18 protein-coding genes and 1 tRNA gene are annotated in these 23,768 nt (G+C 39.9%); 18 read left to right on the forward strand and 1 reads right to left on the reverse strand.

Annotated features, from left to right (window positions below; genetic code table 11):
- Positions 1–12 precede the first annotated feature (12 nt).
- Genes H6793_03805 through radA form a run of 3 tightly spaced genes read left to right on the forward strand, consistent with a single transcriptional unit; the run spans position 13 to position 4,846 of the window.
- Entirely contained in the window at positions 13–2,490 is a 2,478-nt protein-coding gene (locus H6793_03805; protein USN95424.1) for an ATP-dependent Clp protease ATP-binding subunit, read from the forward strand.
- Between the two features lie 35 nt (positions 2,491–2,525).
- Positions 2,526–3,485: a hypothetical protein gene (locus H6793_03810; GenBank protein USN95425.1), complete on the forward strand. Its 960-nt coding sequence runs from the start codon at positions 2,526–2,528 to the stop codon at positions 3,483–3,485.
- Positions 3,486–3,505: 20 nt separating this feature from the next.
- Positions 3,506–4,846, forward strand: a complete 1,341-nt coding sequence (gene radA, locus H6793_03815) for a DNA repair protein RadA (protein USN95426.1) — start codon at positions 3,506–3,508, stop codon at positions 4,844–4,846.
- A 16-nt stretch (positions 4,847–4,862) separates the two neighbouring features.
- Here radA and H6793_03820 read toward each other — a convergent pair whose 3' ends face one another.
- On the reverse strand, positions 4,863–7,682 hold the full coding sequence (locus H6793_03820; GenBank protein ID USN95427.1) for a penicillin-binding protein: 2,820 nt from the start codon (positions 7,680–7,682) through the stop codon (positions 4,863–4,865).
- Positions 7,683–7,801: 119 nt separating this feature from the next.
- Here H6793_03820 and H6793_03825 point away from each other — a divergent pair, with 119 nt between their 5' ends.
- The 15 genes from H6793_03825 (at position 7,802) to H6793_03895 (ending at position 23,635) form a co-directional block, all read left to right on the forward strand.
- Positions 7,802–9,049, forward strand: coding sequence for a tyrosine--tRNA ligase (locus H6793_03825; GenBank protein ID USN95428.1), 1,248 nt, complete (start codon positions 7,802–7,804; stop codon positions 9,047–9,049).
- Positions 9,050–9,070: 21 nt separating this feature from the next.
- Positions 9,071–9,868: a class I SAM-dependent methyltransferase gene (locus tag H6793_03830; protein ID USN95429.1), complete on the forward strand. Its 798-nt coding sequence runs from the start codon at positions 9,071–9,073 to the stop codon at positions 9,866–9,868.
- A 25-nt stretch (positions 9,869–9,893) separates the two neighbouring features.
- Positions 9,894–11,927, forward strand: coding sequence for an ATP-dependent DNA helicase RecG (recG, locus tag H6793_03835; GenBank protein USN95430.1), 2,034 nt, complete (start codon positions 9,894–9,896; stop codon positions 11,925–11,927).
- 45 nt (positions 11,928–11,972) lie between these two features.
- Complete coding sequence (locus tag H6793_03840) at positions 11,973–12,800, forward strand: hypothetical protein (protein USN95431.1); 828 nt, start codon at positions 11,973–11,975, stop codon at positions 12,798–12,800.
- Between the two features lie 2 nt (positions 12,801–12,802).
- Positions 12,803–13,330, forward strand: coding sequence for an RsmD family RNA methyltransferase (locus H6793_03845; GenBank protein USN95432.1), 528 nt, complete (start codon positions 12,803–12,805; stop codon positions 13,328–13,330).
- Between the two features lie 30 nt (positions 13,331–13,360).
- Positions 13,361–13,445 (forward strand) — tRNA-Leu (locus H6793_03850).
- 138 nt (positions 13,446–13,583) lie between these two features.
- The gene (locus tag H6793_03855) at positions 13,584–14,201 is read left to right on the forward strand and encodes a class I SAM-dependent methyltransferase (GenBank protein USN95433.1); all 618 of its coding nucleotides are present in this window, start codon (positions 13,584–13,586) and stop codon (positions 14,199–14,201) included.
- Entirely contained in the window at positions 14,194–14,799 is a 606-nt protein-coding gene (locus H6793_03860) for an HD domain-containing protein (protein ID USN95434.1), read from the forward strand. Before H6793_03855 ends, H6793_03860 begins: the two co-directional genes overlap by 8 nt.
- 123 nt (positions 14,800–14,922) lie before the next feature.
- The gene (locus H6793_03865; protein ID USN95435.1) at positions 14,923–15,387 is read left to right on the forward strand and encodes a hypothetical protein; all 465 of its coding nucleotides are present in this window, start codon (positions 14,923–14,925) and stop codon (positions 15,385–15,387) included.
- Positions 15,388–15,544: 157 nt separating this feature from the next.
- A complete protein-coding gene (locus H6793_03870) occupies positions 15,545–16,648 on the forward strand; it encodes a hypothetical protein (GenBank protein ID USN95436.1) in 1,104 nt (367 codons plus the stop codon).
- A gap of 5 nt (positions 16,649–16,653) precedes the next feature.
- The gene (locus H6793_03875; protein USN95437.1) at positions 16,654–17,247 is read left to right on the forward strand and encodes a hypothetical protein; all 594 of its coding nucleotides are present in this window, start codon (positions 16,654–16,656) and stop codon (positions 17,245–17,247) included.
- Positions 17,248–17,399: 152 nt separating this feature from the next.
- Complete coding sequence (locus H6793_03880) at positions 17,400–18,707, forward strand: histidine--tRNA ligase (protein USN95438.1); 1,308 nt, start codon at positions 17,400–17,402, stop codon at positions 18,705–18,707.
- A 68-nt stretch (positions 18,708–18,775) separates the two neighbouring features.
- Positions 18,776–20,059, forward strand: coding sequence for a trigger factor (tig, locus tag H6793_03885; GenBank protein ID USN95439.1), 1,284 nt, complete (start codon positions 18,776–18,778; stop codon positions 20,057–20,059).
- A gap of 66 nt (positions 20,060–20,125) precedes the next feature.
- Positions 20,126–20,737: an ATP-dependent Clp protease proteolytic subunit gene (locus tag H6793_03890; GenBank protein USN95440.1), complete on the forward strand. Its 612-nt coding sequence runs from the start codon at positions 20,126–20,128 to the stop codon at positions 20,735–20,737.
- 186 nt (positions 20,738–20,923) lie between these two features.
- Positions 20,924–23,635: a leucine-rich repeat protein gene (locus H6793_03895; protein USN95441.1), complete on the forward strand. Its 2,712-nt coding sequence runs from the start codon at positions 20,924–20,926 to the stop codon at positions 23,633–23,635.
- Positions 23,636–23,768: the final 133 nt, after the last annotated feature.

The raw sequence follows: 23,768 nt of genomic DNA on the forward strand, positions 1-23,768 counted from the left end.
TATAACTAAAAAATGCCACCAAATTCATCTGATTTTCAAGAGATCCTGAATCATTTAACCGAAAATGCTCTGCGAAGCTTACAGCAAGCTGACGGTATTGCTCGTGCTTCAGGTAGTCCGTATGTTGGAACACAGCATATTCTTTTGGGTATATTGGCACAAGAAGCATCTATCGGCGCAAAAATGTTACAAGATAGCGGAGTAACACTCGATAGGGCTAGACTTGCCTTAAATCTGACACCAAAAGCCACTGTCATAAATATGGGCGCCAAAGGTTTGAGCGAAACAGCAAAGCTGACATTAAAAATGGCTTACGAAACAGCTCAGGATTACAGCCAAGAGTTTTGTGGTACAGAGCATATTCTTTATAGTATCCTAAGCCAGAAGAACTCTAGAGCAACTGTTTTGCTTCGAGATATGAATACAAATGTCGATAACTTAATAAATGGCCTGGAACAATTTTTGAATAGGCAACAATATGAAGATTCAGCAAATCCGAGTGGAGGACGTGTACGTACAAAGCAAAGGCGAAAGACTGCACTCGATTTTTTCGGGACAGATCTTACTCGGTTAGCAAAACAAGGGAAGCTAGACCCAGTGATTGGGCGCGAAGCACAGATTAGGCGAGTCATTACAATTTTAAACCGACGAACAAAAAATAACCCAGTATTAATTGGCGAACCTGGCGTAGGAAAGACTGCTATAGTAGAAGGCTTAGCTCAGAGAATTGTTAATGAGGATGTGCCGGATACCTTGCTAGACAAGCGAATTGTTATGTTGGATTTGACAAGTATGATTGCCGGAACAAAATATAGAGGTGAATTTGAAGAACGCTTAAAAAAGGTCATGCAAGAACTCGAAAATGATAAAAAAACGATTATCTTTATTGATGAGGTACACTTGATTGTAGGGGCGGGTTCGGCAGAAGGCTCACTTGATGCCGGCAATATATTAAAGCCAGCTCTTGCTCGAGGCAAAGTTCAGGTTATCGGTGCAACAACCACAGATGAATATACTAAGTATATTGAAAAGGACAGTGCTTTAGAGAGGCGATTTCAACCGGTACAGGTTCCGCAAACTAATCTTTCAGAAACTGTAGCGATATTAAAGGGGCTACGTAAGCACTATGAATCTTTTCATAATGTAAAGATTCCTGATGAAGTTATAGAAGATACTGTTAATCTGGCAGATCGATATATAAATGACAGGTTTATGCCAGACAAAGCTATTGATCTACTTGATGAAACTGCAGCACATCTGCGAATAGACAAAGGCAGAACACCACCAGAGGTGCGACGCTTAAAAAATGAACTTAAACTTGTGAATTCTAAAATTGATGATGCCGTAGATAATGAGGATTACGAAAAGGCGGCGCAGTTTAAGCAACGTGTTAGCCAAATTGACGATGAGTTAAAGAAGTTGCAATCAGCATCAAAAAGCGTTAATGAGCTTACAATGACAAGCGATGACGTTGCTGAGATTGTGGCACGAATAACAGGTGTTCCTGTGCAAAAAGTAATTAGGTCAGAAGCTAAATATTTGCTCAATCTAGAAAGTAATTTATCGCGTTTTGTAATTGGTCAAGAAGAAGCAGTTCATGCTGTTTCTAGGGCTGTACGACGAAACCGATCGGGTGTAAGCAGTGCCAAGCGTCCCATTGGATCTTTTGTATTCTTGGGTCCTACTGGGGTTGGCAAGACCGAACTTGCTAGGGTATTGGCTCGAGAGTTTTTTGGCTCAGAATCTGCTTTAGTAAAAATCGACATGAGCGAGTTTGGCGAACATCATAATGTATCTCGTTTAGTGGGAGCCCCGGCTGGATATGTAGGGTACGATGATGGAGGTCAATTGACAGACAAGATACGTCGTCAACCGTACAGTGTGGTTTTGTTTGACGAGATCGAGAAAGCTCACCCCGATGTATTGAATATGTTATTGCAACTACTTGAAGATGGGCATTTGACAGACTCAAAAGGCCGTAAGATTGATTTTACAAATACTATTGTGATAATGACTAGTAACATCGGTGCTGACAAACTCCAAAAAGAAGTTTCTCTAGGTTTTGATGCAAATAGCAAGATTGATTTAAGTGATTTAGACAAACTCCATGAATCAAACAAGGATAAAGTTCTTGATCAGCTTAAGAAGATGATGCGCCCAGAGTTACTAAATCGTATCGATAAGATTATTGTATTTAGGGCTTTAACAAAAAACAATATTTCCAAAATATTAGATTTACAAGTGAACGAGCTCAAGAATCGTCTAGCAAAACAGGGCATAAGCGTAAAACTAACTACATCTGCTCGAAATTATTTATTAAATCATGGTTATGATTCACTAAACGGCGTAAGGCCAATGCGCAGACTTTTACAAGATACTCTTGAGGATCATATCGCTGTAGAGTTGATTAAGGGTTCATACGACAAAGGGTCGATAGTTGAGGTCGGCACCAAGAATCGTGAACTAGCATATTCTGTAATATCTGAATAGCTAATTTAAGCTTTAGTGATATATAATTAATGTATATGAAGTTCGCGCGTCGGATCGCTAGCCTACTTGTTACGTTAGTTTTAATAGGTGCAATATTAATAACTTGGTTTGCAAGAGAAGATATCTATGACTGGTGGGTGTTACGCAATTATACTCCACCCCAGGAAGTAGCATCGTTGGCTGATGAAACTACTATGACTTCTCATGCTCGTCGAATATTTTATGTAAATCATCCTGATATTGCTCAGGCTTCACAATTTAATCAGGCATGTAGCCAAGAAACTTCTATTGTTATCGGATGTTATATCCCTGGTAAGGGTATCTACATTTTTAATATAACAGATCAACGACTTGCTGGAGTCAAGCAAGTAACCGCTGCCCATGAAATGCTACATGCTGCCTACGATAGGCTATCCTTGTCTGAGCAAAGACATGTCGATGCGCTAACAGAAGCTGAATATGATAAATTAACCAATCAAAGAATTAAAGACAATGTCGAAAAATATCGCTCTCAGGATCCTTCGGTTGTATCAAACGAACTTCATTCTATATTAGCAACAGAAGTAAGCGATCTTTCGCCGGAATTGGAAAATTACTACAAACAGTATTTTACTGATCGTCAAGCAGTGGTTAGATATTCAAATCATTACGAAGCTGAATTTACTAATCGGCAACAACAAGTTGCAAATTACGACAAACAGCTAGCAGAGTTAAAAGGCTCGATAGATGCTGGTAAAAATGAGTTAAATCTGCAGTTGAATGCATTAAAGGCTGAAAAAAATAGACTAGATAGCCTGATAAGCCAAAATAGAATAGCCGAATATAATAATGCGGTGCCTGGTTTTAATGCCAATGTTGGTTCATATAATGTACTGGTACATAAGGTCGATAACGATATAAACACCTATAATCAAATCGTCCAATCTCGTAATAATATCGCAGGAGAGATGCAAGATTTAGCAAACTCAATAGACAGCCGACCACAAAGTTTTTAATTATCTGATAGACTAAAGTTATGGCAAAGACAACAAAGAGGTATATTTGTTCAAATTGTGGGGCTGTTTCGCAGGCTTGGTCAGGTAAATGTCATGCGTGTGGAGAATGGAATAGGCTGGAGGAAGATATAATAGTATCGGTTGCTGGAACCAACAAAAATGTAGTACAAAGCCTCAAACCTCAGCCTATATCAGAGGTGATAGCCGATAAAGAGGAGCGATACCCACTGAAGTTTGGGGAGCTAGATAGAATTTTGGGTGGAGGAATAGTTAAGGGTGCGGTGATGCTTTTTGCTGGAGAGCCCGGTATTGGTAAGAGTACACTGTTAATGCAGGTATGCGATGCTTTTGCAAAACAGAATCACTCAGTGTTGTATGTTAGTGGTGAGGAATCTGCCCACCAGGTTGGAATTAGAGCAAAACGTCTTGGTGTTAACAGTGATAAGGTTAAGATTGTTTCGGGAAATGTCACCGAGGAGATAGTCGAATTAATCAAGGTGGGTGGATACAAACTCGTAGTGGTAGACTCAATACAAACTCTTCAATGTTTAGGTGTTGGATCATCTCCAGGCAGTGTTAGTCAAATAACTAATAGTACTCACCAGTTAATGAATTGCGCTAAGCAAACATCAACTAGCTTGATAATCGTTGGTCATGTTACCAAAGAAGGCACAATAGCTGGACCAAAAATCCTTGAACATATTGTTGACGCAGTATTTCAACTAGAAGGGGATAGATATGGTGGATTCAAGGTGCTTAGGAGCGTAAAAAATCGTTATGGATCGACCAATGAGACTGTTTTGTTTGACATGATGGACTATGGTCTCCAACCGATAGATAATCCATCGAAAGCATTACTGGCCCAAAGGCGAATAACGGATGGATCAATAGTTCTAGCGACAATGGAAGGGTCACGCCCAATCCTAGTCGAAGTCCAGGCGCTAGTTAACAAAACAAGCTTTGGGTATCCAAAAAGGGCAACTAGTGGCCTAGACTTAAGTAGACTAAATGTTTTAGTGGCAATGCTAGAAAGACGTACAAAGTTGAATCTATCAGACAAAGACATCTATGTGAATATTGTCGGCGGGATCAAGATTCAGGAGCCGGCAAGTGATTTAGCAATATGCATGGCGATTGGTTCTGCCTCTAGAGGACTAACTCTTAAAAAAAACTGTGTTGTCTTTGGTGAGGTTGGACTGTCTGGCGAGGTTCGTCATGTACCATTCATCGACAAAAGGATTGATGAAGCCAAGAAGCTAGGGTTTGAGGGAACAATTGGTCCTGTAACAAAGAAAAATGATTTTCATATTACTGTAGGTGATGTAAAGGACACACTTAATATATTCCTGAAATCAAGTTAATCGAATTAACTAGTTTCTAATCATCATCGTGATTATTCCATGGGTTTGGCGATTGATTATTATGTGAATTTCCGTTGTTTGATGATTGTGAAGAGTTGGAGGATGCCGTTATAGTTTTTGAGTCGCTGGCATCGTACAGCACACTATCAGTTACTGTTGCTGTTATGGTTGGTGCAGTTCCATTTGCTGGCTTATAGTTTTGGTAAACGACCGAACCAGAAGCACTAATTTCGTAGGAACCACCGGCAAGCTGTTGACCATCAGCAGTAAATGTAACGTTTCCTTTGAACTTATCACCGGATAGTGGGTGAGTACCTTGTACTACAGTTGCGACTAAGGTGTACTGATCACCACTCTTTTGTACGGTTAGGGTGATAGTTGGTTTTACGTCTTCGCATTTATGGACATCGTCTTTATCGTCGCCATTACCGGATCCACTTGATGAGCTATTGCCATGTAGTGTATCACTTGAGAAGGCATCAGCACCGCTATCGCTAGTTTCTTGTTTTGCTCGCGGTGGCGTACAGTCTGTGGCTAATTTACCTGATACTTGATCGAGAATTCGCTTTTCCGTTGTTGCTTTCTTAGTATTCTTATACCAAGAAGGGAAGAGATCATTATTCGGACCAGGGACACGGGCTCGACCACCGGGACTTGTCCTCTGAACATAAGCTGGTAGTGTTTGAATCCCGGCAGGCTTAGCTCGTTCTTCGGGTTTTAGATTATCATGTACCGCATTCATCCAACCCTTCCATATTGGGGAAGTCATGTTCTCCATAAATCCGCTCATATCTTTTTGTCTAGTATGGTATCCGACCCACACCCCAGCTGCATACTGAGTAGAATACCCCATCATCCAACCGTCTTTGGAATCATTTGTAGTACCAGTTTTTACAGAAAACTTATGACCTTTGTAGTTTTGGATCTTTGTAGCCATGTAGCTAGCGTTTGGATCAGATAAAATGTCCGAAATTATATAAGCTGCTTCTGGGTTAACGGCCTGTTCGCCTTTGCTAGGCTTCCATTCATCGACAACTTTATTGTTTGAATCTTCAATTTTGAGTATATAAGTTTGAGGTATATTCAACCCATTTCGAGAAAGAGATGCATAGCCGTGGACGTGCTCATCTAGTCGTAAGTATGCACCGTCACCAATAGCAGATGAAGCATAGCACTGAGATTCTTTTGTTAGGCTTGCGTCTGCGTAGCACTTATAACCACTTTTTAGACCTAATTTTTCGGCAGTTTGAATAGTTTTATCTATGCCCGCAATAAGCATTGCTTTCACGGCAGGTACGTTTCGTGATCCGGCTAGACCATAGCGGATAGTTGTTGGTCCAGGGTATCTGAAATCATAGTCCCAAAGACAGTTTCCACCTTGCTGAGGACGTTGTTTATTTGTGCAGGGGTAACCTTCAACTGGACCTTGAGTATCATATAATACCGAACCTGCTCCAGAATTGGTGGTGTTTTCAATGAGTGTTGTATAGTCGTATGGCTTAAAGCTGGATCCTGGTGGTAGGCGCATCCGTGCATAATTGTTTTGGCCAAAATCCGGATTACTAAAGTCACTACCTCCAACCAGCGCAACTATTTGCCCGGTTTTAACATCTTCTGCGGCAAAGGCAGCAACATCCCCACCTTGTCGGCGTACTTGTTTTAGTCCTTTACTAACTTGCTCTTCGGCTTTTTGTTGCAGATCAAGGTCTAGAGTAGTAGTCACTTTCCATCCACTCCTCTTTACTGCGTCTTGTCCTCTAGTCTGTTCTAGTTGCTCTTTGGCTGCCAAAACAAACCAGGGTGATTTTATACCATCATATTTAGGTTTGCGAGGCTTGACCTTGGCAACTGTGTCAACTTTTTTTGCTTCCTCTTTTTCCTCGGCAGTTATCATTCCTTGATCAGTCATTTGGTCTAATACATAGTGCTGACGACCAACAAAAGCATCTTTATCGAAGCTATTGCTATACGGAGAATAGTAGGTTGGCGATTTTGGAATAGTAGCAAGCATGGCCGCCTCATCTAAGGTTAAGTCTTTTGCTGACTTTTCAAAATAATCTCTGGATGCTGCCTCAACTCCGTATTCAATCCCTCCGTAAGGGGCAGTGTCTAGATAACCAGCCAGTATCTGTTGCTTAGAATATTCTCTTTCTAACTCAACAGACAAGATAAGCTCTTTAACTTTACGAGTATAAGTTTGGTCTTTAGTCCAATCCTGAGATAGCTTTACAAGTTGTTGGGTTATGGTTGAACCACCTTGTTGGCCACCGCTGAGTCCAAAGACGTTATTAACCCCAGCACGCATAATGCCTCTTACATCGAATCCGCCATGCTTATAAAAATCACGATCTTCTATGGCTACAGTGGCATCTTTCATGTATTTATTGATGCCATTTTCTCCCACAGGTATTCGTTTAACAGCATCGTAATCTTCAAATAATAAAACTTGGCCTGTTCTATCATAATATCTTATGCTTCCTCCAATATTATTGCCAGATATGTCCTTAAGGTTAGGTAAATCCTTTCGAAAGTAGGCAAACATACCAGCTAGCAGAACAAACCCGACAATGAATGACAGCCCAACAATCTTGAGCGCCATTATCCCACCTTCACGGCTAAACCAATAGGCTGCTAGTCGTTTAGGATGTAATCGATAGAAGAATCTTTTAAAACGAGATTTAGGCATGCCACTTAAGCGTTCAGCTTTGCGTAATGCTTTGCTGTCCTTCATCCCCTGAACACGCTGTGAGAGGCTTCTGTTTACTTTTACGCTTTTGCCACTTCTTGTAGTAAATACGTTTTTATTAACGCGCCCACGACGTTTTGATGTTTTCATTTAAGTACTATTCCTCATCGTTATGTAGATATTATAGCAAAAATAACCATAATTAAAGCCATAATTTTAATGTTTTGTTCTCCTATAAAAATTTGTCAATCTGTATTATGATAGTAATCATGACATTATCAGAAGAACTAAAGTGGCGAGGTTTTATCAATCAAACCACCATATCTAATCTACAAATCTTAGATGAGAAAAAGCTGAAATTTTATCATGGTTATGATGCTTCTGTCGATTCGTTAACTATCGGTAATTTAGCTGCAATTATGATGGATAAGGTATTTATTCGTCACGGGTGGCAACCGGTTATTTTGTCGGGCGGGGCAACCAGTTTGATTGGAGACCCAGGGGGTAAAGATTCTGAAAGGCCAATGCAATCAGTTGACCAGGTGACTCACAATGTTGATTCAGTAACAAAGCAGATCGCCAAACTTTTTGGGAGTGAGATTGAATTCGTTAACAATCTTGATTGGTTTAGCAACATGAATGTCTTAGAGTTTTTACGAGATGTTGGCAAACATTTTAGTATGACACCTTTAACCCAAAGAGATTATATTGCTAAACGCCTAGGCGATGGAGGAAGCGGAATAAGCTATACTGAATTTAGTTATACTCTTCTTCAGGGTTATGATTTCTTGTATTTATATAAGAATTACGGGGTTGTTCTGCAGTTAGCTGGTAGCGACCAGTGGGGAAATTCATTATCTGGAGTTGACTTAGTAAGGCGTGTTGAGGGAGCAGAGGTTAACGTATTAACATGCCCTCTTATTATCAATAAAGCTACTGGAAAAAAGTTTGGAAAAAGTGAAGCTGGTGCAGTATGGCTAGATTCTGAAAGAACGTCAATATATCAGTTGTATCAATTTTGGCTGAATGTTGACGACGAAGGTGTGGAAGATTATCTTAAAATCTACACTGAACTTTCAAAAGAGCAAATCGATGAGATTATTCAAAAGTTTAGTAATGATAAGTCAAAGCGTCTGGCACAGAAGACCTTAGCCTATGAGGTTACTAAATTAGTTCATGGCAAAGACTCTGCAGATGCTGTGGTGCGCGTAACGGATGTACTGTTTGGATCGAGCGACTATTCTTTATTAAAATCTGAAGACTTCGTTGTTTTGAAGACAGAGTTGCCCTTAATATCTACAAACTCTAACTCTTTGATATCTAAATCACTGGTTGAAAATGGTTTTATCCAATCAAATTCTGAGGTAAGAAGGCAAATTCAGCAAAAGAGTCTATATATAAATGGCGTATCACTGTCCGAAGATCGACCATGGAATAGTGCTGACTTTATTGATGGCCACCATGCAATTATCAGGCGTGGTAAAAACCATAACGCCATTGTTCAACTAGATCAATAAAAACTGATATACTGTTTTGGTATGACAAAACATAGTAAGAAAGCAATCGAACAATCGAAACATCCAAAAAAGAAAGCAGATCAATATGATAGCGGAAACTACAATTACTTAAAATATTGGAAAGGTCGCGATTACGAGCATGCTTCTGAAGAAATGGCCATACATCGACTATTAAAAGATAAGCATTTCAAAAAGGCCGTCGATATTGGAGGTGGTTATGGACGATTATGTATTCTGCTTCAGCAATATGCAGATGACGTTACATTAGCAGAGCCTAGTCAACAGCAACTGAATATTGCTAAAGATTACCTTGAAGATTATCCAGAGGTGCATCAGATAAAAATGCAAGCCGATGATTTAAAGTTCAAAGACAGCTCGGTAGATTTAATAACTATGATTCGAGTTATGCATCATCTACCAGATCCTTCAGCAGAGTTTAAGGAGCTAGCCCGCGTATTAAGCGATAATGGAGTTTTAATACTAGAGATGGCCAACTATGCTCACGGCCGAAATAGACTTAAACATGCGCTAAAACTTAAGAAATTACCCGTTGAACCGGTTGATATCAGAAGTGCCAAGAACAAGCGTGATGATGAAGTTGCGTTTGTCAATCATAATCCCAAAACCGTAGTCAAACAACTTGCCCATGCAGGATTAAAAGTAGATAAAGTATTGTCAGTCTCTAACTTACGATCAACAACATTAAAAAAATATGTACCTCAGAGTGTCATGTTATCCCTAGAGACATTTCTTCAATCAGCATTAGCTAAGACATATTTTGGTCCAAGCGTATTCTTTTTAGTAAAAAAAGCAAAATAAATTAACTAAGAGTATACTACTGATTGTGCACTTGAGTGATAATATTAGCGCAATATCTGGAGTAGGCGACAAGCTAGCAAAGCTATATTCAAAGCTTGGATTGTCAACCGTCGAGGATTTATTAACCAACTATCCCAGGAAGTACAACGACTACTCAAAAGTTGAAACAATCGATCGAATAAAGCCTGGTCAAGTATCAATCAAGTCTAAAATCAAGCAGATTAAAGGTCGATACATTAGGGGTGGTTTGCACATTACCGAAGCAGTAGCAAGCGATGAAACGGGCAGTGTTAGGTTAGTTTGGTTCAATCAGCCATACAGAGCTAATGGTATGAACGAAAACGAAGATTATTATATTTCAGGCTTGTTCGAGTTTCGCTATAAACGGCTATCAATAACAAATCCAGCAACCGAATTAGTGTCATCATTTCCAATAAACACAGCAAGAATTATTCCAATATATAGAGAAACCAAAGGGCTTACCTCCAGGCAAATTCGCAAGTCAATAAAAGCTGCGCTTTCAACTCAAGATTTAATACCTGAGACTTTACCTCCTAGCTTGGTTCGTGAGCAAAAATTGATTAGTCGCTCACGAGCTATCAAGTTAAAGCATTTTCCAAATAACTCAAAAGATCTTATCGATGCAGATGAGCGTTTAGGGTTCGAAGAATTATTCGAAATAATTTTGGCTTCACAATATGCACGCCGAGATATAAATCAAACTGGTGGTATAAAGATAGATTTCGATGCAGAGTTAGCTAAGGCCTTTACTCAAGGACTTCCTTTTACCTTAACAGATGGACAAAAGAAAGCGATTTGGCAGTCATATATTGATATTGGGTCTGGAAAATTAATGAATAGGCTGATTGAAGGTGATGTTGGCTCTGGTAAAACAGTCGTGGCAACAATGATTGCTGTTATGGTCATGTCCAAGGGTTATCAAGTGGCTTTATTGGCACCAACTGAAATCCTTGCTCAGCAACATGCCTCAACAATACGGGATTTACTCAAACCACTAGGTCAAGAGGATCAAGTGGTTGCCTTAACAGGGTCGTTATCGGCAACCAAAAAAAATCATATCCGAGAAGATATCAAGCAGTCAAAGAAATTATTCGTAGTTGGAACGCACGCTTTGATTCAGGATTCTGTTGACATCAAAAGACTTGCTTTGGTTATAGTAGACGAACAGCATCGATTTGGTGTTGAACAACGTCAAAAATTACTATCTAAAGTCGGGCATATGCCTCATATGTTAAGTCTCACTGCAACTCCAATTCCAAGAAGTCTCGCCCTAACCATATTTGGTGAGCTAGACATTTCAATACTTAGTCAAAAACCAAAAAATCGGTTACCAATTATTACTGAACTTGTGAAGCCAACTGATCGCCAAAAAGCATACAAAGACGTGACAAGACAGCTAGAATCTGGTCGACAGGTGTTTGTGGTTTGTCCGTTAATTAATGAATCGGATGTATTGCAGGCAAAATCTGTGGAGAATACGTTCAGCGAGATTGAGCAAATCTTTAAAGAATATAAGGTGGATTTGCTACATGGACGCATGAAGGCAGACGATAAACAGCGAGTCATGGAAGAATTCACCAAAGGGAAAACGCATATTCTTGTTTCGACGACTGTTATAGAAGTTGGTGTTGATATTCCAAATGCAACTGTTATGTTGATCGAAGCGCCAGAAAGGTTTGGACTAGCTCAGCTTCATCAACTTCGTGGACGAGTTGGCCGTAGCTCACATCAAGGTTACTGTCATCTGATGCTTAGTGATTCGAATTCAGTATCACGTAGATTGCGAGCAATTGAGTCAACAAATGATGGATTCAAATTAGCAGAACTAGACTTAGAAATCAGGGGTGCTGGATCATTGTACGGCACTAGCCAGCATGGAGAACTAGATCTGAAAATTGCCGATTTTACAGATACAAAATTGATAGCTAGAGCCCAAAAGTCAGCAAAAGTGTTTATGCAAAATGACGAAAATCTGTTAAAATATCCCTATATCAAGAAAAGGATTCATGAGCTTCAATCTGTAGTTCATCTGAATTAACCGAAAGGATCTGTTACGAGTAAGTAACATGAAGACAACAAAGATATGTATTCTGGAACAACTCTAACGCCTGTTTCTGGGCGTATTATGGGCGCTCATCAAAAGTTTGACCGTGTTGCTCGTAATCAACTTAGCAAGATATTGCCAAACGATAAGGTTTTCCCTAGCTCTAGAAAAATATTGCATTTTGAAGGAAGGAAAGGGCCGGATGCTATTAAGCGAAAGAGTCCGGCCAGGGATGAACCGTGGCACTATTATAGTCCTTTTGATAACAACGACTCACAGTTGATAGAGTTAATACAATCACATTATTCACAATTGGTTAAAGAGCTTAAAAATGATAATAAAGAACGAGTAGCCTTCGAATCCGCTTGGTTGGCTCATGCTATTGTTGATGGCCTAACCCCTGCTCATCACTATCCATATGAGGAAGAGCTTAGTAAAATACGTGGATCAGGCAAAGAAACAAGAACGACTGTCCGTGAAAAGCTCCTTCCAAAAGGCGAAACAAAACGGGACACCCTTAAAAAAAGTTGGAAAGTTTACGGGCCAAAAGGTTTGATGAGCACCCATGGATTATTTGAGCTCGGCGTGGCTTTCATTATTGCCCCTTTAAGTATGTCAAATGCCACAATAACAGAGCAGGATATCAATAATGCTCAGGTTCTTGGAGTCGTTGAGCTGTTTCGAAGAACAGCTCGTGAAATTGCCGTCTTAGACATGTTTGAAAGATTCAAAGATCGAGGTTGGACAACTAAATTGATGATGGATGTTCGCAATAAACTAGCTCCGTCAATCTCAAAAATGATAACCATGTCTTGGTACTTAGCGTTGGTTGATGCCAAGCTCATCGAACCTCGGGATATTATTTAGGTATGCGAATCATTTCAGGTATTTACGGAGGGCGGACAATACAATCACCATCTGGTCACAAAACTCACCCAATGAGCGAGAAAATGCGTGGCGCAATTTTTAATGCACTCGGTGATATAAAGGGATTGTCATTTTTAGATGCCTATGGTGGAAGTGGCGCGGTGGCGCTAGAAGCCATTAGTAGGGGCGCAACTAATGTTACTGCAATTGATTCGGATAAAAACGCTATTCAAACAATCAAAGCAAATGCACATGCACTAAAGGCAGATGTAAAGGTTACTCAGGTCAATATAAGTTCATGGCTAGATAATAATCCAGGGCATTGTTTTGATATTATAGTCGCCGATCCACCATACAATAATGTAAACAAAACACATCTTTATAAGCTCGCCAAAGCATTAAATAGTGGTGGTGTAATCATATATTCGTTGCCACCAAAGGAAGATATCCGTCTTAGTGATTCTTACCAAATTTTGTCTGAACGAGAATATGGCGATTCTAGGCTGGTATTCTATCGATTTATCGGTTAAAATATACCTCGTATTAAATGTACATTGCTTGGGCGAGTGGTGGAATTGGTAGACACGCTAGTCTTAGGAACTAGTGTCGCAAGACGTGAAGGTTCAAGTCCTTTCTCGCCCACCATTTTTAAGAAAACCTCAAACATCGCTCGAAAGGGCGATTTTTTGCATTTTTGGATTTTCCCGCCGATTTTCTTTTTTTAGTTGAGAAAAGTCAGGACGGTCGGTTTGTTTACACTGTTAGAGTGATATAATCATTCCCATGAGTGAAACGAATAGCAGAACTATTGAAAGTTACGACACGCATATACAAGAATATATTGACGGCACACCTCACGAGGTTTCTGGAGTTGTCAAAGATTGGCTAGACGCCTCTCTTGCAGGTGTGCCAAAGGACGCACGAATTCTAGAGTTTGGAAGTGCTTTTGGGCGTGATGCTGAATACCTTGCAGGACTTGGTTACGCTGTTGAGTGTACAGATGCTAGCACGGCATTTGTTGAGTTGTTGCAGACAAAAGGTTTTGACGCAAAAGTACTCAATGCTATTACTGACGAACTTCCGCTAGGACTTGATTACGTGTTGGCAAACGCCGTATTATTGCATTTTACGCGCGTTGAAGCAGAGCATGTTATTGCGAAAGTCTACGACGCACTAAATACAAATGGTAAATTTGCGTTTACATTGAAACAAGGTGAGGGGGAGGGTTGGTCAGAGGCAAAACTAGGCGCTCCACGCTTTTTCTGCTACTGGACTGAGCCACAAATTCATGAAGTGCTTGAAAACACAGGCTTTGGTGCTGTTGAGATTAGTGGCGATAAGGCAACAGCAAACTCTACATGGTTGCATATAATTGCGAAGAAGACCGAGAATAATGTCTAATTTACCAACGCCTGAGCAAATCGAGTTGTTGCACAAAAAATACGCGCCAACAGAAAGTGTCTTTGAGTTGGTTTTTACACACTGCAGAATTGTTAGTGAAATCGCTGTACAATTAGCGAAAAAGTCGGGCGCAAATGTAGACATCGAGCTCGTAAAAGTGGGTTCTTTACTTCATGATATAGGAGTCTATTCACTATTTGACAACAATGGTGTTGAGATAGATGTCAGTAAATATATTACACATGGTATTCGTGGGGAAGAAATACTAAGAAACGAGGGTTTTGCTAAGGAACTCTGCAGATTTGCATCACACCATACTGGCGCAGGAATCACAAAAAGACAAATAATAGAAAATAAACTACCTTTGCCGGCTAAAGATTACCTTGCTGAAACACCAGAAGAAGAATTGGTTATGTACGCCGATAAATTCCATTCCAAAATCGATCCACCCGTATTTAACTCTCATAAGTTTTATACAGAATACGTTGCTCGTTTTGGCGTTGAGGCGGTAGAAAGCTTTGATAAGTTAACGAAAAAATTTGGCAAGCCTGAGTTAGAACTGCTGATATCAAAATATAAACACGGCTGGAGGGATTAGGCCTGCTGTTTTAGAAAGTATACTTATGCCAAATCTGCTAGTTACTAAGCAGATTAGCCTGAGTCAGTGTGCATATAAGCAAACTGATGATAAAATACAGGTATTATTTAAAAAAGGACAAATATGAACTTAGCTTTATTAGCTCAATCAACAACATCATCAGGATGTACTCTAAATGGCCAACCCGTAAGTTGCTCGGAACTTGCCGACAAGGCCGGACCATTAATTGGCGGAATACTGATATTTGTATTGTTAGGCATCATCTTAGTGGCTTTGTTGATTTTTTGGATATTTATGTTGGTGCACGCTATCAGACACAATAGTCCTAACAAAACCGTTTGGCTTGTTGTGTTGATTGTGTCATTAATTCTGGGGTTTGCACCACTGGCTGCTATTGTTTACTTTTTTGCCGAGAAAAAGAAAGCCGATCAATTTCCTGCCTCAAGTCAAGTGGCACCAGTTGCATCCAGTAACACACCTGTATCTTCACCAACAGATATAAGCAGTAATAATACAACTACAACATCTCCAACCTCTCCTACGCCTCCTACCTCACCTACACCTCCAACTGCACCACCCAATGCTTAAAGTTCTTTATATACGATAAGTTATGCAAATTTTGCTTAGCATAGAGTTTTTGAACAAGCAGTTCCCCATGCGAGCTACTAAATTTTCAATTAATAAATGATATCTACATGTTTTTTATCGATAACGATAATGCTATGATTACATTAAGACCAAAGACATGAAGCGTATCAAGATATTTTTCATTAAGAAGCGAGTTATTGCTTCTATTGTAGTTGTTGCAATTCTAGGATCTGTGATCATTTGGTCAATAAAAGCATCTACATTTTCAATATCCCTTGAAATTGAGCAGGGAAATAGAACCTCAGAAGTAAGTATTGGTTCTGAGAAAAATGCTTCAGGTGGTTCTTTTGTGCTATTTGGAACCAAGCAAAATAGTGATGATATTAGTTCAAGCAAGCCATGCGGAGCAACAGCACCACCAGCAAAGTGGAATCATGTTGTAGTGCTAATCTTTGAAAATAAGAAATATAGTGAAGTTATTACATCTAAAAACTCGCCTTATATTGCAGACCTAGCTAAAAAGTGCGGCACTTATGCTAACTGGAAAGATGCAGACTATAAAGTCAACGGCCAAAAGGATGGGTCGTATTCGTCCAAACCAAACTATGCAACTTTAACAAGTGGTTTATCGCCTTCTGCTCACAACATTAAGGATAACGATTATGTCGACACTACATCTGTGGATAATATTTTTAACAAACTAAATAGCCTTGGTAAGATGGCCAAATCATATATCAGTACAAAAAATAAGATTCCAAATTGCGCAAATAGCGGTGACCAGAAGGGTTCATATCATGATCCAATGAGGTTCTATTCTAATCTTGGCGGTCAATCTGCCAGTACGAGTACATATTGCAATACTCATGACGTCCCGGCTAATACTTTTTTAACTGATTTAAACAACGGTAACCTGCCGGCTCTATCAATAGTAATTCCTACAAATGACGAGAACACTCATGATAACTCCATCCCTTCTGGAGATGCATGGGCACATAATTTTCTTAATCCATTATTTGATAGTAATGCGTATAAGAAGGGAGATATAGCATTTTTCTTTTTATGGGATGAAGATACCCCGATACCATCAGTTTTTGTTGCTCCATCTATTATTCCAGGTTCATCTCCAGTTCTAAAAAGTGGGAGCAATCCATTTAGTCATTTCAGTGCTCTTAAAACGTGGCAAGAAATGCTAGATGCAAAGCCATTTTTAGGGGAATCGGGACAAGCACCAAGTTTATTAGATTACTATAATGGGAGATGATTTATATGGCTGAGATAATTTCAAAGAAGCTGTTAAGAAATTCTAAAGCATATGCAGGCATGTTATTTATTGGGTTGTTGATAATCGCTTGTGTAGTTTCGATTTGTATATTTGTGTATTCACGAGGCTTAAATAGAAACATCAATACAGCTAGCCCTTTAACACAGCCAAATAAAGCAGATCAAAGCAATACAACCGAAGCTTCAGGTGCTAGTGATGAGTATGCCTTGGTTAATGGAGGACCTAGCAAGATGGCAACAGCCGGATTGTCAACAACAGAGTATTTTGAACGTCTCGAAAAGCCTACGGTCACATTTAACTTAGTCGTTGAGGAAGGAAAATTGATTAGTGGGCCTTCAAAAATCGAGGTCAATAAAGATTCCACGGTTCGTGTAAATATAAATGTTGAGGATGAGGAGGCGCGAGTACGTCTAGAAGGATATGAGATCATTACGGAAAGTGACTTACCCTCTCCCGGTGGATATAGCTTTATAGCAAATAAGACAGGTGCTTTTAATTTTTATGCTCTCCCAGAAGACGAGCATGAGCAGTCTGACTTTAATAAACCTCAAGTATTAGGGCAAATTATTGTAAAATAGAATAATATCCAATTAATGGAACTAGCTGAACTTTAATCAATGTGCCCTATAGAAAATATTAACTCTGTAAAGCGTATATCTGATAACAGATGTATGAAACTGTAACAGAATTTATTTAAAATATATATCGATAGTGGTAATATTGATTAGAGATGAGTTTATCAACACAACCATATAAAGGTGCTAGGGACTTCTATCCTGAAGACAAGCGTTTGCAGGAGTGGATTTTTAATAAGTGGCGCAATGTTGTTGAGAGTTTTGGATATGAAGAGTATGACGCACCAATGCTTGAACCTACCGAATTGTATGCTAGTAAAACTAGTGACGAAATTGTTAATGAACAAACCTATAGTTTTACCGATCGCGGTAACCGCCAAGTAACTATTCGGACAGAAATGACCCCATCGGTAAGCCGTATGGTGGCTGGCAAGCGTCAAGAGCTGGCGTATCCACTGCGTTGGTATTCTATCCCGAATTTATGGCGCTATGAAAGGCCACAGCGTGGAAGACTTCGTGAATTTTGGCAGTTGAACGTTGATTTGTTTGGCATTGGTAATTTATCTGCAGATTTTGAAATGATTCAACTTAGTCATGAAATAATGAAGTCTTTTGGCGCTAAGCCCAGGATGTATGAAATACATATCAATAGCCGGAAGTTAGTAAATTACCTACTTCAAGGTTATCTTGGCATGGATGAGGTGCAAGCCTCAACGGTGATTCGACTTGTTGATAGACTTCATAAAATGCCCAGAAGTGAATTTAGTGCCAAGATAGACGCATTGTTAACAATGCAACAACGAGAGGATAGGCTTACGGAGCGATTAAATACCTTGTTGCACGTACAATCTGTTTCTGAATTACCTGACGTAACCCAGTCCAATGCCACAGTCATGGAACTAACTAATTTAATGACGTTAGCCAAACAATCTGGAATTACAAATGTAATATTTGACATAACATTAATGCGGGGCTTTGATTACTATACAGATATTGTTTTTGAGGTATTTGATACGCATACCGAGAACAATCGTTCAATGTTTGGAGGTGGCCGATACGATGGTTTAGTGGCTCAGTTTGGAGTTGACCCTGTGCCTACAGTCGGCTTCGGAATGGGCGATGCTACTTTATATAATTTTTTGGTTTTGCACGATTTGCTTCCGTCGATAACTACTAATACAGATGTTTATGTTGCATTGCTAGGAAATGTTTACGAGCAAGCCTTGAGGCCAATTTCATTACTACGTGAAATGGAACTTAATGTGGCAGTTGATAGTAGTGGCCGAAAGGTAGAAAAACAAATTAAAACAGCCGATAAAAAAGGAATTCGCTACGTACTCTTTATTGGTGACCACGAGCTGGCCAGCGAGCATTATAAACTAAAAGATTTAAAAACTGGTGTTGAAGAACCGCATAGCTTGGAGCGAATAGCCTCGATTATAAAAGACTATCGACGCAAGTAACCAAAAATACTTTTGATTGAAGTAAATGCTCTGGACTGAAATAGGATTTGATGATACAGTTAGTCACTATGCAGATTAAAAGAAATGACATATCATCAACGAAAATAAAACTAATTATTAGTGCTGACGACGATGAAATATCAAAACTTAAAGATAAGATTCTGACTAAATTTCAGGTAAAAAGCAAGATTCCTGGCTTTCGTCAGGGTAAAGCACCTCTTTCGGTAGTAGAAAAGCATGTTGAAAGCTCCGCTCTTCAGGCTGAATTCATCGATGAGGCAATAAATTCGTTATACATAGGTGCTATTAATCAGGAAAAGATTAAGCCATTTGGTTCCCCAAAGATTTCGTTATCAAAATTCGTGCCATTCACTACTTTAGAGTTTGAAGCTGAAGCTGATACGCTTGGCAAAGTTAAGCTAACCGATTATAAAAAAATAAAAAAACAGCCTGTGAAGGCGAAAGTAACTGCTGAAGATGTTAATGAAGTAATTGATAGTCTAAGGACTAGGTCTGCTACAAAGAAAGAAGTAACTCGCGCTTCAAAAGAATCTGACGAGGTTATAATTGATTTTAGGGGTGTTGACAGCAAGAAGCAACCAATACAAGGAGCAGACGGGAAAGATTACGCACTTACATTAGGTAGTAAGGCATTTATTCCAGGATTTGAGGATAATCTCATTGGCCTAAAGCCAAAGCAGGAGAAAACATTTGATTTGAAGTTCCCTAAAGATTACGGAGTTAAGGATCTGTCTAGCAAAAAAGTAACCTTTACAGTAAACATTAATCAGATTAACGAGATAACTAAACCAAAATTAGACGCTGAGTTTGCTGGCAAAATTGGGCCATTCAAAACCGTTGCTGAAATGAAAGAAGATATCAAAAAACACCTCTTAGCTGAAAAACAAAAGCAGGAAGATCAAAAGCTAGAGAACGAAATTGTCCTTGAAGTTGTTGATAAAAGTGAGGTTGATTTGCCGGATGTTTTGGTTGCAGAGCAAATCGAACGATTAAAGACAGAAGTAAGGCAAAATCTAACTTATCGAGGTCAGACTTGGCAAGAAATGCTCGAGGAAGAAGGATCTAGTGAGGAGCAGTTTATTGATAAACAACTGCGACCTGAAGCCGAGAGAAGAGTTAAAACTGGGTTAGTATTATCTGAAATTTCAGTTAAAGAGAATCTAGATGTAACTAAAAATGAGCTAGATACCAGGATGCAAGAATTAAAAGATCAATATAGTGATCAAGCTATGCAGGCAGAGCTTGCAAAGCCAGAAGCCAGGCAAGAAATTGCATCGCGAATGATTACAGAAAAAACAGTTAAAAAGCTAGTTGAAATTGCTACAAAATAATTTTACGATGATTATAAATTAGCACTCTTGACTATTGAGTGCCAAGTTCTGTATACTAGATACTATATGAATATCAAATCTACAAAATCTATTAAAGATTCCGTGCTAGTGCCAACAGTTATTGAATCAGAGGGTCGTATGGAGCGCGCCTTTGATATATATTCTAGGCTGTTAAAAGATCGGATTATATTTTTAGGTACGGACGTTAATGAGCATACTTCAAACTTGATTGTTGCTCAGATGCTGTTCCTTGAAAACGAAGACCCAAAAAAAGATATTAAGTTTTACATCAATAGTCCTGGCGGCAGCGTGTATGATGCCTTGGCAATCTATGACACAATGCAATACGTTAAATGTGATGTTCAAACAGTTGGTATTGGTGTTCAGGCTAGTGCTGCAGCCTTTTTGCTGAGTTCAGGGGCAAAAGGCAAGAGGTTTTTGTTACCACATTCTACTGTGATGATACATCAACCATCAGCTGGCACCCGAGGTAAGGTTACGGATATGGAGATTGACCTCAAGGAAGGCCTTAGACTAAAACAACTATTGAATCAGATCATGGCCAAAAATACTGGTCAGACAGTTAAGAAAATTGCTCAAGATGCGGAACGTGATTTCTGGATGGACGCACAAGAAGCCAAACAATACGGTCTTGTCGACAAAATACTAACAACCTAATCATTGGTACCCATAGGATGGCATATAGCCATTATATTAAATATGTATTCTGTGCAGTATATGCGAGCTGTAGTATTTGACGCCTCTACCATTTTTTATTATCATAAGAGGTATTACAATCATTTGTATGATAAGTTGTGATTAATAGACGATAAATAAAAGAGGGGTGTAATAAATAAACTAACCATGAAAAAGATACTAAATAAACTATCTATAACAAACAAAGTAAAAATTATAAACTATCTAGTACTATCCCTACTATTCACTATAACTACCCTTATACCATTAACTACCAGCACAGCCAATGCTACCCCACCAGACTCTTGTTTTAGTTTTAACTCTGGTACTAATACCATAGAAGACTACTACGATAACGAAAACAACGACTCAGGCCAACCAGCTTGTCCTAAGGCTGTAGATATACCTAGTACTATTGGAGGCAATGCAGTCACCACCATCGGCAACTCTGCATTTTATTCCAACCAACTCACCTCCGTCACCATCCCTAGCTCGGTAACCACCATCAGCAACTATGCTTTCCAATACAACCAACTCACCTCAGTCACCATCCCGGGCTCTGTCACTACCATCGGTGACTATGCCTTTTATTCCAACCAACTCACCTCCATCACCATTCCTAGCTCAGTTACCTCCATCGGCGACTATGCATTCCAAGGCAACCAACTAACCTCCGTCACCATAGCAGGCAATCCCACAACCCTCGGTACAAGGATACTTGAATATAACCCCATAACCTCAATCTCATACAATGGCACAGCCTATACCGATACCAGTACACTTGGTGAACAATGTTTTGACTTTGATTCCGGTACAGGCACTATAAACGACTACATATTTGCAGATCTAAACCTAATTAAAAGCAGTAGCATTGCTTGTCTAGACAGAAGCGTAGATATACCAAGCGCTATAGGTGGGGTTGGTGTCGAGCATATAGGTGCGGTTGCATTCTGTCAAAAAAGTCTGACCAGTGTGGTACTTCCAGCGTCACTACTAACTATAGAGAATGGTGGCTGGGGCTGTGGCGGTGCTTTCCGAGACAACCAACTCACCTCCATCACCATCCCTAGCTCAGTTACCACCATCAGCAACTCTGCTTTCTATGGTAACAAACTCACCTCCGTCACTATTCCTAGCTCGGTCACCACCATCGGCGACTATGCTTTTTCTAACAACCAACTCACCTCCGTCACCATCCCTAGCTCAGTCACCACCATCGGCGACTATGCTTTTTCTAACAACCAACTCACCTCCGTCACCATCCCTAGCTCAGTCACCACTATCGGCGACCATGCTTTTTCTTACAACCAACTCACCTCCATGTCTATTCTCGGAAGCCCCACCACACTAGGTAGCGGTATATTAATATCTAACCCCATAGAATCTATTACCATAAATGGTAATACCTACACTAGTTCATCACCTAATACTGATGCTTGCTTTGAATTTGATACAGGTAATGGCACCATTAATGGATGGCTCCAAGCAGACTTAACCACGGCTAGAGATGGAGGCTCTGCTTGTCTTAACAAATCAGTCACTATCCCTAACACTATTGGTGGTACATCAGTAACCACTATCGATAGCGGTGCTTTTTCTTCCAACCAACTCACCTCCATCACCATCCCTAGCTCAGTCGCCACCATCGGTAGCGAGGCTTTTTTTTTCAACCAACTCACCTCCGTCACTATTGGTAATGGGGTGGCTTCGTTAGATCCTTCTGTGTTTGCGTTCAATTCAGACTATACATTTGCAGATTTTGAGCTAGAAATGCAACAACTGGAGCAACAACACAAAGCTACTTGGGCAGACCCTAACAACCCAACACCTGCCGAACAACAAGCTGCTGTGCAAGAAATGTATCTCCTTTACTACAAATTCTACACCTCTGCCTGGTATGTCCAGGTGTATACAGCTGACCCATCTAACCCTAATAACTTGCAAGATGCTTCTACTTCTATGACCGAAGCAGATACTTTTGAAGTTGATGTAAACGGTAACGGCAACACTACTGACCCAGTCTTTTTTGGCGGTCACCTCATCAACCCAGCCTACGCTCAAATCAACTATCAGGATCAATCAGGTAACACCATCTCCCCCTCTACCAAAGTAACAGGCTATAACACAGACAACAGCACCAACCTAACAACCTACCTAGCTAAAGACAACCCTACCAGTAATATGAGCTTCTACCACAAAGTAGGTAGTACCGCTCATCTACCTACTCCCCCAAGTATTGCAGGCTACAGTATAGTATCTACTCCTCCTAGTACCCTAACCCTAAATAACACAGGAGCTAACGAAATAACCTATACCTACAAAATAGACACTAACTCTGACTCCGACTCCGATGGCATCCCTGACTCCGTAGAGACTAATGCCCCCAACTCTGGTGATGCTAACAATGACGGTATAGCCGATAGTACCCAAGCTAACGTAACTAGCTATCTAAACCCAGTAACTAATAACTATGTAGTACTCCAAACATCTAGTGCATGTAGTATTACTACCACTACTACAACTAGTGAAGATAGCCTATCTACTAAAGACTCTGGCTATGACTACCCAGTAGGCCTAACTAACTTCACTACTGACTGTAATACCCCAGGCTTTACAGCTACTATAAACCTCTACTACTACAACCTAGCTAGTAATAACTATGTTCTCAGAAAACATAACCCTAACAATAACTCTTTCCTTACTATAGCTAACCCTACACTAACTAACCTAACTATAGACAATAAACCAGTAACCAAAGTAACCTACCAAGTTACTGACGGACAACAACTAGACATAGACAACACCACTAACGGAACCATAGTAGACCCAGTAGGCCTAGCTACATTAGCTGTAGGGAGTCCTAATACGGGGTTGAGATAAAACAAGATAAAACCATAAAAAGCTATTCTCTGAGTCTCTGAGGACTGTCCTCATAAAGAGGGAAAATATGGTGTAGTATAGTTTTTGGTGGAAGTGTCTTAAGTTGGGGTAATGGATACGGTTTATCAACATA

The sequence above is a fragment of the Candidatus Nomurabacteria bacterium genome (assembly GCA_023898625.1).
Lineage (GTDB): Bacteria > Patescibacteriota > Saccharimonadia > Saccharimonadales > JAGQNJ01 > HK-STAS-PATE-36.